General features: G+C 24.6%; 11 protein-coding genes and 1 tRNA gene. 5 read left to right on the forward strand and 7 right to left on the reverse strand.

Features of this window, described 5'->3' with window-relative positions:
• Positions 1-31 precede the first annotated feature (31 nt).
• The 6 genes from hflC to pgi all read right to left on the reverse strand — a co-directional run bounded on the left by hflC (position 32) and on the right by pgi (position 8505).
• On the reverse strand, positions 32-967 hold the full coding sequence (gene hflC / locus AB4W59_RS02560) for a protease modulator HflC (protein ID WP_367673078.1): 936 nt from the start codon (positions 965-967) through the stop codon (positions 32-34).
• The gene (gene hflK, locus AB4W59_RS02565) at positions 964-2196 is read right to left on the reverse strand and encodes an FtsH protease activity modulator HflK (protein ID WP_367673079.1); all 1233 of its coding nucleotides are present in this window, start codon (positions 2194-2196) and stop codon (positions 964-966) included. Before hflK ends, hflC begins: the two co-directional genes overlap by 4 nt.
• A gap of 163 nt (positions 2197-2359) precedes the next feature.
• Entirely contained in the window at positions 2360-3271 is a 912-nt protein-coding gene (miaA, locus tag AB4W59_RS02570; protein ID WP_367673080.1) for a tRNA (adenosine(37)-N6)-dimethylallyltransferase MiaA, read from the reverse strand.
• Positions 3272-3623: 352 nt separating this feature from the next.
• Positions 3624-4778 (reverse strand): mannitol-1-phosphate 5-dehydrogenase, encoded by a 1155-nt coding sequence (locus AB4W59_RS02575; RefSeq protein WP_367673081.1) that lies wholly within the window; start codon positions 4776-4778, stop codon positions 3624-3626.
• A 43-nt stretch (positions 4779-4821) separates the two neighbouring features.
• Complete coding sequence (locus AB4W59_RS02580; protein WP_367673082.1) at positions 4822-6702, reverse strand: PTS mannitol transporter subunit IICBA; 1881 nt, start codon at positions 6700-6702, stop codon at positions 4822-4824.
• A 156-nt stretch (positions 6703-6858) separates the two neighbouring features.
• Entirely contained in the window at positions 6859-8505 is a 1647-nt protein-coding gene (gene pgi / locus AB4W59_RS02585) for a glucose-6-phosphate isomerase (protein WP_367673083.1), read from the reverse strand.
• Between the two features lie 149 nt (positions 8506-8654).
• Between pgi and orn the strand changes: the two genes are divergently transcribed.
• Both orn and AB4W59_RS02595 read left to right on the forward strand, forming a co-directional pair.
• Positions 8655-9203 (forward strand): oligoribonuclease, encoded by a 549-nt coding sequence (orn, locus tag AB4W59_RS02590; protein ID WP_367673084.1) that lies wholly within the window; start codon positions 8655-8657, stop codon positions 9201-9203.
• A gap of 90 nt (positions 9204-9293) precedes the next feature.
• Positions 9294-9369 (forward strand) — tRNA-Gly (locus AB4W59_RS02595).
• 630 nt (positions 9370-9999) lie between these two features.
• On the opposite strand, the gene rpmE is transcribed toward AB4W59_RS02595, so the two are convergent.
• Entirely contained in the window at positions 10000-10218 is a 219-nt protein-coding gene (gene rpmE / locus AB4W59_RS02600; RefSeq protein ID WP_367673085.1) for a 50S ribosomal protein L31, read from the reverse strand.
• A 371-nt stretch (positions 10219-10589) separates the two neighbouring features.
• On the opposite strand from rpmE, the gene hslV reads away from it, so the two are divergent.
• The 3 genes from hslV (at position 10590) to AB4W59_RS02615 (ending at position 13433) form a co-directional block, all read left to right on the forward strand.
• On the forward strand, positions 10590-11120 hold the full coding sequence (gene hslV, locus AB4W59_RS02605; RefSeq protein WP_367673086.1) for an ATP-dependent protease subunit HslV: 531 nt from the start codon (positions 10590-10592) through the stop codon (positions 11118-11120).
• Between the two features lie 9 nt (positions 11121-11129).
• Entirely contained in the window at positions 11130-12461 is a 1332-nt protein-coding gene (hslU, locus tag AB4W59_RS02610) for an HslU--HslV peptidase ATPase subunit (RefSeq protein ID WP_367673087.1), read from the forward strand.
• 222 nt (positions 12462-12683) lie between these two features.
• Positions 12684-13433: an FAD-binding oxidoreductase gene (locus AB4W59_RS02615; protein WP_367673088.1), complete on the forward strand. Its 750-nt coding sequence runs from the start codon at positions 12684-12686 to the stop codon at positions 13431-13433.
• Positions 13434-13522: the final 89 nt, after the last annotated feature.

Here is a 13522-nt window from a genome sequence, read left to right on the forward strand (position 1 = left end):
ACCTATTATACTACAATTATATTTTTAAAAATTAATTTATAATGTTCGTTATTGTTGTCATATGTTGAAAAAATTCATTATTTAAATTAATAAACATGACATTTTCATTATTCTTAAAACTATTTTCATATGCGCGTAAACTACGTATAAAAAAATAAAAATCAGGCTCTTTATTAAAATTTTCTGCAAATAATTGCATTACTTTTGCTTCAGCAGCACCTTTAATGAAAAAAGCTTGTTTTTGTGCTTCTGACAAAATTATAGACATTTTATGATCTATTATTACATGTAATTTTTTTATATGTTCTTTGTTTTGAATTTTTTTGTTCAGTGCTATTGCTTTTTGTTTGGAGTACATATGACTATATATAAATTTATACATTATATCCGGTAGGTTGATTTTTTGAATTCGTATATCAACTAATTTAATCCCAATTTCTTTTATATTATGTATAGAAATTGGCAAAAATTTATCAGAATCAAGTAATTTATTATTAAATGCATTAATAATATATTTATTTAATTGTTGTTCAGAATTAGAAATCACTTCTTTCATACTTAAAGAGCTCACATAAGATTGTAATTGATTATTAATTTGTCGTTTTAAAAATAATTCTATTTGCGAAGAATTTTTTTCTTTAATATTATTATAATAACGACTAAAATCAACAATTCTCCATTTTATATAATAATTTAAAATTAATTCTTTTTTTTCTTTAGTAATAAAATGTTCTTTTTGATTATCAATAGTATGAATACGTGCATCTAATATCTTAATTGTATCTAAAATTGGCCATTTAAAATGTAATCCAGGCGTATATACAATATTTTCACTAGAATAATTTTGTATAATATTATTAAATGGTAATACAATACCGCGTTCACCTTCTTGTACAATAAAAAAAGAAAAATATAATAAAAATAATAACAAACTAGACAGGCTAACGAAAATTTTACTCATATTCATTTTTTCTCTAATTTTCCAATATCACTACGTATAGAATTTATACGACGTTGTTCTACAATATTATTAGACGGCAGCGGAGAAAAATGATGATGATGTTTATTTTTTACAAAAAAATTCACATCTACTTTATTAGGGTTTGTATAATATCTGATAGGCTTGTTAATAGATTTTGTATTATTGAAAAATTGATCCAAAGACAACAATAATACTGGATTATTTTTTTGATCGATAAAAATTTTTTTGGTGTTGCTTAATATTCTTTCCATAGATTCTAAGTAAAGACGCTTTAAAGTAATATTTTTAGCTTTTTTATATTCAGGTAATATCTGAGAAAAATGTGATACTTCTTTTTCTGCTTCTAATATGATATGTGCTGAATATGTTTTCGCATCTTCTAAAATATGTTTAACTTGCGCATTGGTTTGTAATTCTATTTTTTGATAGTATGTTTTTGCTTCATGTATATACTGGTTATGATTTTCATAGGCAACTATAACATCATTAAAAGAAGATTTTAAAAATTTGGGAGGCTCAATAACTTGCGTATTCACATCTAATATTCTTATCCCCATTTTATAGGGTTTTATTATTTCTTCAATGTTTTTTTGTATATTATTTTTTATCCACACTCGGTCTTCAGTTAAAATTTGATTCATAGTAGTATGACTAATAACGTTACGAATTGCACTCTCAGTTGCTTGACGTAAACTATTATCTGGATACAATACAGAAAAAAAATAATCTTCTGGATTAATGATTTTATATTTAATATTCATTTCTGTATAAACAACATTATCATCAGCCGTTAATATAGAGCTTTTAGTTATTAATTCACGTATAATAGTTGTATCAACAATTTTTACATTTTTTATAAATATAGGTCTCCAATGCAATCCCGGTTGAACTATATTACTAAATTTTCCTAAAGTAGTAATTACACCTCGTTCATTATCTTTAATAATATAAAAACCATAAAAACACCAAATAAAAAAAATAATAAATAACATTATCCCAATTGGATTACCATTTTTTTTTGAAGATTGCAAAGAATTATTGGTATTAATAATAGTACCACTAATTTTATATAAAAAACTTTTCATATCTGATAAATGAGTTTTTTTAACTATTTTTTTTTCGTCAGTACGATTAGAAGATTTTTTATTACTACTATTATTTTGACCCCACGGATCAATATCAGACTTACAATTATTTGGTTTTTTCCAGGCCATCTTATGCCTCATATAAAATTAGTTTTTGTAAAACTATCATTAATTTATTTTTTTAATATATAATATATTGTCTATTTATTGACAATATTAAAAAATATAAATAATAAATATATAGTTTATTAAAAATTTTTAAAAATATTTTTTTAAATTCATTCATAAAAAATTATGAATAACACTTGATAATTTTTTTGTTAAAAATGTTTAAAAATTTTTTAATAGATAAATCAAAATTTTGATTATCTAATATATAAATATTTTTCCATTTTTTCAGCCAAGTCAATTGATGTTTAGCCAATTTCCGTGTAGATCTTATAATTTCGTAAACCATTTCTTGATGACTGATTTTATATTCTAAATATTGCCACATTTGACGATAACCTATACATCGAATAGATTGTAATTTTATATGCAAATCTCCTCTATAAAATAATAACTCGACTTCTTTTTGAAAACCTGTAAATAACATTTGATCTAAACGAAAATTAATTTGCTTATACAACCACTCTTTACTTGGTGGCATAAGAGCAAATTGTAAAACAGTATATGGTAATATATAACTATTATTTTGTGTTAATTCAGTAATAGTTTTTCCAGTAATAAAAAATACCTCTAATGCTCTTAATAATCTCTGAATATCATTATGATGAATACGCACAGCAGAAATAGGATCAATTAACTTTAACTGTTTGTGTAAACAATCTTTATTTTTAACTATATGCAAAATATGTTCACGAATTTTTTGATTAGATTTAGGTAGAGCAGATAATCCGTATAACAATGCTTGATAATAAAACATTGTTCCACCGACAAGACAAGGTATTTTCCCAGATTGAATAATTTTTATAATGATTTTTAAAACATCTTTTTGAAATTCTGCAACAGAATAACTTTCAATAGGATCTTTAATATTTAATAAATGATGAGGGTGTTTCAATAAATCAGAATCATTTGGTTTTGATGTTCCAATATTCATATCGCGATAAATTAAAGCTGAATCGACACTTATTAATTCTATTGGTAAATATGATCTAAGATTAATAGCAAATTTACTTTTTCCACAAGCCGTTGGTCCCATCAAAAAAAAATTATGGGCTTAATATTTTTTTGTATTATATTCATATATTTTAAATACGTTATATTAAATTATTAAAAAATATTTTCATTAATAAAAATATTTTATCTAATAGAAAAAATTCATGCTTAAAAAAAATTGGAAAACTGGAACAGTATTGTTAATACACATTACAATACGTATTTTAACTATGTAATATAGATATATCTTTTCAGCGTATAAAATTATTAATTTTTTATTAATATCTATGATGTACAAAATAAATTCATTGTTTAAAAAGTATTTTATACTGCATTATTCAAAATAATTTACCAGTATATTATAGATAAAATAATATAATATGGTTATAATTTTATCATGAAAAAAAATATTGATATTCTGTCAGAATAGAATCTACTACATAACTATATTGTTTTAATTGACAAATGTTTAAAATCGTTTTTTGTATTCCGTCTTTTTTTATTAAAAAATTTATTTTCATTGATTCTCTATCATTCTTATTATGATAATGAAAAACGCTTGCAATACCTTTGATTAAATTTTTATAAGGTAAATTATATTCTATAGCACCTAAAAGAGGTTTTATTAACCTCTCTTGTTTTTCTAATTTTTGCAATGGATTACGTCCTATGCGTTCTAATGAATCTATCAAAAATGCATTTTCAAAACGACAAAAAATTGTATTAATATAAGAAAGATGATCATTTTTATTAAAATGATACCGATTAATTAAGACATTACCACTTTCTTGCATTGCGCTTTTAACAATATTTCGAATATCGTGATCTGATATAGCCTCTTTTATTGTTTTATATTTTTTTAATAATCCTAAATATGCAGCTATAGCATGTCCCGTATTCAAAGTAAATAATTTTCTTTCTATATATGCAATTAAATTATTACTAAATTTCATATTAATAATATCAGGTATCTTTCCTTTAAATTGATTAGGATTTACTATCCATTCTTGAAAATTCTCCGCCATTAAAAACAAAATATCTTTTTCTTTATGTTGAACAGAAGGTATAATACTATCGATACTACAATCTACAAAACCAATATATTTTTGTATATAGGCATGATATTCTATGGGTATATTTGAAAGAATCATTTTTTTTAAATAAGAGCTCGATAGTGCTTTATTTTCACAAGCAATGATATTCAATGGCATTTGAGATGATGTATTAATTTTATATATTATACCCTGCGTAATTATCATAGAAATTTTTTCTAAAATATTAAAACCCACTGCGGTTGTAATTAAATTCGTATTAGCAATAATTTTATAAATATCAGGATTTTCTACATGAATTGCGCTAATTTTTTTAACACATTGTATTTCATCTTTATATTTATCTACGATTCTAATATTATACTGTTTATAATAATTAATTGCATCTACTAACTCTAAATTAACATCAGCAAAAATTACATTAAAACCAGATTCCGATAACAATTTACCAATTAAACCACGCCCAATATTTCCCGCTCCAAAATGAAGTGATTGCATAAAAAACCTTAATTAGATTTAAAATTAATAAAATAAAATTTTTTTATAAAGTCAAATAAGATAAGACTTCTTCTATATTTTGCGTTTTAGATAATTGTTTAATAATTTTTGCGTTATCTAAAGCATTAGTAATTTTACTCACAACCGTAATATGCTCATTGTTTCTAGCTGCAATTCCAATTACAATATAAGCAACATCATCAATTTCATCTCCAAAATGAACTCCTTGTGGAAATTGACAAAAAATAATTCCTGTTTTTAAAATAGAATCTTTTGACTGAATAGTACCATGTGGTAATGCTATAGATTCTCCAATCCATGTAGAAGAAATTTTTTCACGCTCCAACATAGCATTAATATAATTTTCTTGAACATAACCTTGTTCAAATAAATACCTACCTACTAATGTAATAGCCTCTTCTTTATTATTAGCATATTGATTTAAAAAAATATTTTTTTTGCTAATTGTAAAAAGGAATTTCGGTTTAACTAAATCAAGTATATTATCTGTGTTGTCTGCATTATTAAATATAGGCTTGTTTTTTAATAATATTTGAATCAAGCTATCATAAAAATCGTGATTAAGAAAATTTTTTAAAGATAAGTGTTGAGCATCTGGTGCGTATATTTTAGCACGTTGAGTTAAATGATAATGTGTAATTATTAAATCTGCCGTCTTAGGTAATAAATTAATAGCTGTATTAGATACAGAAATATAAGTCAAATTTGCCTCATAAATCTTTTTTCGTAGGATACTAGCACCTAAAGCACTTGAACCCATACCAGCATCGCAAGCTACAATAATTTTTTTAATATTTTTACATAAAATATTTTCAAAAGAATTATGATCTATATATTTTTTTATATTTATATGGCTACTGCAAGACGTATTCAGATTTTTGTTTTTATTAAACTGTATTTGTAATAATATTACAGAACTAATATAAGATACTAAAAAAGAACAAAAAATAGATATTATATTAACTAAATATAATCCTTTAGGAGTCATTGCTAAGATAGATAAAATAGATCCAGGAGAAACTGCTGAAATCAAACCACCTTGTAAAGTCACCAGAGAGAAGACTCCTGTAACACCACCTAAAATAAGAGCAATAATTAATTTTGGTTTAATTAAGACATAAGGAAAATAAATTTCGTGGACTCCACCTAAAAATTCTATAAAAGCTGCTCCTCCAGCAGTTTTTGATAAGTCTCCTTTGCCATAAAAAAACCATGCCATCAATATTCCCAATCCCGGCCCTGGATTAGATTCAATTAAGAAAAAGATAGAACTATTTTTTTCTATTACCTCTTGAATACCTAAAGGTGAAAGAACTCCGTGATTAATAGCATTATTTAAAAAAAATATTTTTGCGGGTTCTATAATAATTGAAATAATAGGTAAAAAGTGATAATCTGTAAAAATTTTAATTGCTAAACTTAAAAAATGAGCAATAAATTCAATAAAAGGTCCTACAAAAAAAAACGAAAGAATGGATATTATTATAGAGATAATAGCAAGAGAAAAATTATTGACTAACATTTCAAAACCATTTTTAATTTTATTCTCTATTAACTTGTCAAAATATTTTACACTCCAACCTGATAATGGTCCTACTATCATGGCACCTAATAACATAGGCATATTTGTACTAGTAATAGCTCCGATAACACCTATACTACCAGCTAATCCCCCTCTGTCACCAGCGATTAATCGCCCTCCAGTATAACTGATAGATAAAGGTAAAAGGTAGGTCATAATAGGAGATATTAAATGCGATAACGATGAATTTGGAAACCATCCTAAAGGTAAAAATAAAGATGTCATAACACCCCATGCAATAAACACACTTATATTAGGCATTATCATATTACTTAAAAAACGACCAAATATTTGAATTTTTAATGTAATTAATTTAAACATAAGAAGCACTCAGATTTTCAATATAATTGAATTATAAAAATAATTTCAACTGGAAAATAAATATTAATTAATTATTAAAGTATTGCTTGTATAAACAATTTATTGCTAAATATTGTCAATAAAGTTTTTATTTTAAATTAATATAAAAAATTATATTTATGCAAAATATTTATAAAAATTAATTAATCCTTGAGTAGAAGAATCATAATGTATTGTATTTTTATTATAATACAAACTAGAGTAAATATTCTGCGCTATTTTTTTTCCTATTTCAACACCCCATTGATCAAAACTAAAAATGTTTAGAATATAACCTTGAACAAAAATTTTATGTTCATATAAAGCTATTAGTGAACCTAAATTATATGGTGTAATTTTTCGTACTAAAATTGAATTAGTAGGTTGATTACCCGGACATATTTGAAAAGGTAATATTTTTTTTATATTATGATTTGAATCTTTTAATAATTTCTGTTCTTTTATTATTTCTTCTTTTGTTTGTCCGAAAGCTAAAGTTTGAGTCTGTGCGAAAAAATTAGATATCAATTTCAGATGATGTTGCCCTAATATATTATGTGATATTATTGGCGCAATAAAATCACAAGGAATTAATTGAGTACCTTGATGTATTAATTGATAAAAAGCATGCTGACCATTAGTACCTGGCTCACCCCAAATGATTGGGCTAGTATGATAAAGTATTTTTTTTCCATTTCTATCTATAGACTTACCATTCGACTCCATATTCGCTTGCTGAAAATAAGCAGGAAAACGATGCATATATTGATCATATGGCAATATAGCTTCTGTTTTCGAATGAAAAAAATTTGTATACCAAATACTAATTAAAGCTAATAATATTGGAATATTCTTTCGAAAATCTGCTTCATAAAAATGATTATCCATAGCATGAGCGCCGTCTAAAAATTTCTCAAAATTGTGAAATCCAATTGATAATATAATAGATAATCCTACTGAAGACCATAAGGAAAACCGACCACCAACCCATTCCCAAAACGGGAAGATATTATTTATATGAACACCAAACTTTAAAGCATTATCTACATTAGTTGACAATGCAATAAAATGTTTATCTAATGAAGATATACTTTTAGAATAATGTAATATCCATTTTTTTGCACTATTCGCATTAGTCATTGTTTCATCAGTAGTAAAAGTTTTTGAGGAAATTAAAAATAATGTTTTTTGTGGATTGATTTTTTTTAATACTTCGTTTAGATGAGTTCCATCCACATTAGACACATAATGCATATTTAAATGATTTTTATAAGGACGTAAAGCTTCGGTCACCATGTATGGTCCTAAATCAGATCCTCCAATACCAATGTTAACAATATCAGAAATGGATTCTCCAGTATAACTTTTCCAAATACCATCGATGACTAATTGTGAAAACTGTTTCATTCTTTGCAGTGTAGAATTAATGTCTGTCATAATATTACAATGGTTAATTAAAATCTTTTTATTAGTGCGATTACGCAATGCAATATGCAATACTGATCGATCTTCTGTATAATTGATTTTAGCACCAGAAAACATTAATTTTATTCCATCTTGCAAATCAGTTTCTTCAGCTAAGATAATTAGTTTTTGAACTGTCTCTTCTGTAATGCGATTTTTTGAAAAATCAACTAACATCTCATTGCCAAATTTAATAGAAAATTTTTTAAAGCGATTTTTATCGCTAGAAAATAAAGACTTTAAATGAATATTTTTTATTTCTTGAAAATGATTTTTTAAATTATGCCATGCTTTAGTTTGAGTGCAGTTAATATTTTTCATAAACAGTGTGATCTCATTAAAATAGAATAATATTGTTTTAATTGCTTAATTATTAATTTCACTATGACAAAAATTTTATAATAGATTTATTTCAATTAAACAAATATATCGTATAATGAAAAAATGATAATATTTTAATATAGAAAAAAATGAAAAAAAATAAAAATAATCTTATTTGGATAGATTTAGAAATGACCGGACTAGATCCAAACATTCACCGCATTATTGAAATTGCAACATTAATAACAGACATTAATTTAAATATCATATCAGAAGGTCCGGTTATTTCTATATATCAAAAAAAAAAATACCTTTTATTAATGAACCAATGGAATCAAAAAATACATACTGAAACAGGTTTAATACAGCGCGTTCAAAATAGTGTTTATAATGAAACACAAGCGGAATTGAAAACTATATCTTTTTTAAAAAAATGGGTTCCTATAAAATCCTCGCCTATTTGCGGGAATAGTATTGCACAAGATAGAAGATTTTTATTTCAATATATGCCTAAATTAGAAGCATATTTTCATTATCGTCATATTGATGTTAGTACGGTTAAAGAATTGGCTCACCGTTGGAATCCATCTATTATAAAAAAAATAAAAAAAAAAAATACCCATAATGCCTTAGAAGATATTCGAGATTCAGTAATGGAATTAAATGTTTATAAAAAAAACTTTATGCGTCTTGCATAATAATGATATCAAATAAAATTTTTTAAAAGAAAGCTTGAAAAATATATTATATATATATAAAATATATATCATAGAAAGATTTTTTCATATGCGGAAATAGCTCAGTTGGTAGAGTACAACCTTGCCAAGGTTGGGGTCGCGAGTTCGAATCTCGTTTTCCGCTCCATTTTAAAAAAAATTATAAAAAATATGCATATATAAAAATTTTTTTAAAATATTCAATACTCCTCAAAAAATAAAATAAAATCCAAAAAACAATATTTATGCACATCAGATATTAAGAAAATATATAAATATTATCGATCCTTTCATATGTAAAAAAATGCTTTTTTATTTATATTAAAAAAATTAAAAAAATTTGAAAAAATAAATAACATTTTAGATATTGATTCATATGTTGATATTAAATATTTTTATGAAAATATTATTATATAGATTATTTTGGCGAAAAAAAAGATTAGGAAATTAATTATTTTTTATTTACAAAAAATATTAAAAATCTAAATTTTAGGTTGTTTAAAGAATTGAAAACTAAAATTTTATACGAGATCATATAAACTATATTTGAGTGATAAAATTATAAAAATATTTGATATTATTAATATAATATTTAAATATTAGACATAAATGTTATTAGTAATTTAAAAAAATCTAAAAATGACTACTATCAAAATAAAAAATATATATTTTTTGAATAAGATAATTTAATAACATGTTATTAAATTATCTTATTAAAGCATATAAGACATATTTAAAGATAATTGAAAAAATTTCATATCGAAGAGAATTAATTTATTTATATTTTATTATTTTTAATAAGATTAAAGCGTTTTTTAAATCTTTCAACACGACCTCCGGTATCAATAACTCTTTTCTTACCTGTATAAAATGGATGGCATTTAGCACAAATATCTAAATTAAGATTATAATTAAGAGTTGAAAAAATTTCAATTATATTTCCACAAGAACATATAGCATTTATTTTTGAATAGTTTGGATGAATGTTTTTTTTCATTAAAATACTTCCTTTATCTTAAGTATATGTTTTAAAACATGAAAATTAATATGATAACACCAATGTAATTTATTATAGAGATATAATAAATCATAGCTTAAAGATATATACAATATATAAAATATAATTACTCTTTTTTTATAATAATATTTTTTAAAAATATTATTGTAATCTTGCTAACTATATTTAATTTGCTATTTTCAATAGTATTGTAAGAATAATTATTATTTACTTTACTTATAATAATATAGTATAGAACATTCAAAAAAAATATATTATTTTACAAATATGAATGTTATTTATATAAGATTTTTATATAAAAACAAGTCTTCTATAAGTATATAATCTAATATATCTAAGAGGTTTTTCTAGTGACTACAATATTAAGCGTTAGATTAAAGAACAAAGTAGTAATTGGAGGTGATGGACAAGCTACGTTGGGTAACACCATTATGAAAAGTAATGTAAAAAAAATTCGATCTCTTTATCATGAAAAAGTTATTGCGGGATTTGCCGGCGGAACAGCTGATTCTTTTACTCTGTTTGAATTATTTGAAAAAAAATTAGCTATGTATCAAGGTCAATTACAACGCTCTGCCATTGAATTAGCAAAAGATTGGAGATCTGATAGAATATTACGTAAACTAGAGGCTTTATTAGCAGTTGCTGATAAAAATACTTCATTAATTATTACAGGTAACGGCGATGTAATACAACCTGAAGATGACTTAATTGCTATTGGATCAGGAGGTTCATACGCTCAATCTGCTGCGCGGGCATTATTAGATAATACAAAACTTAATGCTTATAATATTGTAGAAAAGTCACTTAAAATTGCTGCAAATATTTGTATATATACTAATCACACTTTTACTATAAAAGAATTATTTTCAGAAAAGTAAGGATTTTCTATGTCTGAAATGACCCCCCCTCAAATTGTTGCAGAACTTGATAAATTTATTATTGGTCAAGAAAAAGCGAAACGAGCTGTATCTATTGCACTTAGAAATCGTTGGCGTCGTATGCAACTTCATAGCGAATTGCGTAATGAAATAACACCGAAAAATATTCTAATGATAGGCCCTACTGGAGTAGGTAAAACCGAAATTGCAAGAAGATTAGCAAAGTTAGCTAACTCTCCATTTATTAAAGTTGAAGCTACTAAATTCACAGAAGTAGGATATGTTGGAAAAGAAGTTGATTCTATCATACGGGATTTAACCGACGCCGCAATTAAAATGATTCGAATTGAAAATATAAAAAAAAATAAATTACGTGTAACAGAAATAGTTGAAGAAAGAATATTAAATGTCTTGATTCCTACACCAAAAAATAATTGGACGGAAAATGAACGAAAAGAAAGTCTTTCTAAAACTATTCAAATATTTCGAAAAAAATTAAGAGAAGGTGTATTAGACGAAAAAGAAATTGAAATTAGTTTATTGGCAACAACTATGGGGGTGGAAATTATGGCACCCCCAGGCATGGAAGAGTTAACCAATCAATTACAATCTTTATTTCAGAATTTAGGTAATAATAAAAAAAACGTTAGGCGTCTAAAAATAAAAGACGCTATTATACTATTAACAGAAGAAGAAGCAGCTAAATTAGTCAATCAGGAAGAGATAAAAAAAGAAGCAATTCATTCTGTCGAACAAAATGGTATTGTTTTTATTGATGAAATTGATAAAATATGTAAACGAGATAATATTTCAGGTCCAGATATTTCTAGAGAAGGCGTGCAAAGAGATTTATTACCTTTAATTGAAGGTTGTACTGTATCAACAAAATATGGGATGGTAAAAACAAATCATATTTTATTTATCGCCTCTGGCGCTTTTCAAACTTCGACTCCTTCTGATTTAATTCCGGAATTACAAGGTAGATTACCTATTAGAGTAGAGTTACAAGCATTAACTATTGATGATTTTGAAAGAATTTTAACAGAGCCAACCGCTTCTATTACTACTCAATATAAAGCATTAATGGAAACAGAAAACGTTAATATACATTTTACACAAGAAGGTATACGAAATATTGCAGAAGCTGCATGGAAAGTAAATGAATCAATGGAAAATATTGGCGCTCGCCGATTACATACTATATTAGAAAAATTAATGGAAGATATATCTTTTAATGCAAATAAAAATCAAGGTAAATTAATAAAAATTGATGCAAATTATGTTGGAGAACATTTAGATCAATTAATATCAAATGAAGATCTTAGTCGTTTTATTTTATAATTTCTTGCAATATTTATCCATTTTAGATCGCTTCTAAAATGGATAAAATATTTTATTAAACTGTATTGTGTAAAGGTTAGATAGTACTAATATTATTTAAAAAAACATCTTCTATACAAAAAATTAAATTAGAAACATGTAATAAATATTTACAATTAATAAAAAAATAATATAATATTTATGTATACAAATAAGATTTTTCATCAAAAAGAATAGAATAAAATGAATCCATGGATCAACGGAACTGTTTTAATGATAAAAAAATGGACTAATAACTTATTTAGTCTATTTTTAGATGCAGATATTTCACCTTTTTACGCGGGACAATTTACTCAATTAGCTCTCTATAATGAAAAAAATGAAAAAATTCAAAGAGCATATTCATTTGTTAATGCTCCAGGCAATAAAAGTATAGAAATTTATATTAATCGTGTACTAAATGGAAAATTTAGTAATTATTTATATAATTTAAAAATAGGAGATACTATTCTAATTAAAAAAAAATCATTTGGATTCTTTACTATGAATGAAGTACCTACGTCTAAACAATTATGGATGTTTGCAACAGGTACAGCGATAGGGCCTTATTGTTCAATACTGCAAGACAATAAAAATATTGATAGGTTTCAAGATATTATCTTGATACATGCTGTAAGATATCAACACGAATTAATTTATTTACCCCTTATTAAAAAAATATGTATAAAGATGCATGGAAAATTAAAAATTCAAACTATTATTAGTAGAGAAAATCATCATAGCTCTTTACATGGTAGAATTCCTTATCTATTACAAAATGAACAATTAGAAAAAACAATCGGATATACAATCAATAAAAAGAATTCCCATGTTATGTTATGTGGAAATCCCAATATGGTAAAAGAGACATTTTTATTTTTAAAAAATATTAAACATATGAGAAAAAATTTACGAAAAATCCCTGGACATATTACTATGGAAAATTATTGGTAATAAGAAATGATTTTTTCACAAAAATATAATTAAAAAAAAAAAATATATTATATCGATAATGTTATTTTTTTAATTTAATTACTACTAAG

Origin of the sequence: Buchnera aphidicola (Cavariella theobaldi), assembly GCF_964059165.1 — a bacterium.
In the GTDB taxonomy this organism is placed as follows: Bacteria; Pseudomonadota; Gammaproteobacteria; order Enterobacterales; family Enterobacteriaceae; genus Buchnera; species Buchnera aphidicola_BO.

What these genes read in the sequence shown, in the direction of transcription:
- hflC (WP_367673078.1), bottom strand. Translation starts at nt 967, where the DNA reads ATGAATATGAGTAAAATTTTCGTTAGCCTGTCTAGTTTGTTATTATTT.
- hflK (WP_367673079.1), bottom strand. Translation starts at nt 2,196, where the DNA reads ATGGCCTGGAAAAAACCAAATAATTGTAAGTCTGATATTGATCCGTGG.
- miaA (WP_367673080.1), bottom strand. Translation starts at nt 3,271, where the DNA reads ATGGGACCAACGGCTTGTGGAAAAAGTAAATTTGCTATTAATCTTAGA.
- AB4W59_RS02575 (WP_367673081.1), bottom strand. Translation starts at nt 4,778, where the DNA reads ATGCAATCACTTCATTTTGGAGCGGGAAATATTGGGCGTGGTTTAATT.
- AB4W59_RS02580 (WP_367673082.1), bottom strand. Translation starts at nt 6,702, where the DNA reads ATGTTTAAATTAATTACATTAAAAATTCAAATATTTGGTCGTTTTTTA.
- pgi (WP_367673083.1), bottom strand. Translation starts at nt 8,505, where the DNA reads ATGAAAAATATTAACTGCACTCAAACTAAAGCATGGCATAATTTAAAA.
- orn (WP_367673084.1), top strand. Translation starts at nt 8,655, where the DNA reads ATGAAAAAAAATAAAAATAATCTTATTTGGATAGATTTAGAAATGACC.
- rpmE (WP_367673085.1), bottom strand. Translation starts at nt 10,218, where the DNA reads ATGAAAAAAAACATTCATCCAAACTATTCAAAAATAAATGCTATATGT.
- hslU (WP_367673087.1), top strand. Translation starts at nt 11,130, where the DNA reads ATGTCTGAAATGACCCCCCCTCAAATTGTTGCAGAACTTGATAAATTT.
- AB4W59_RS02615 (WP_367673088.1), top strand. Translation starts at nt 12,684, where the DNA reads ATGAATCCATGGATCAACGGAACTGTTTTAATGATAAAAAAATGGACT.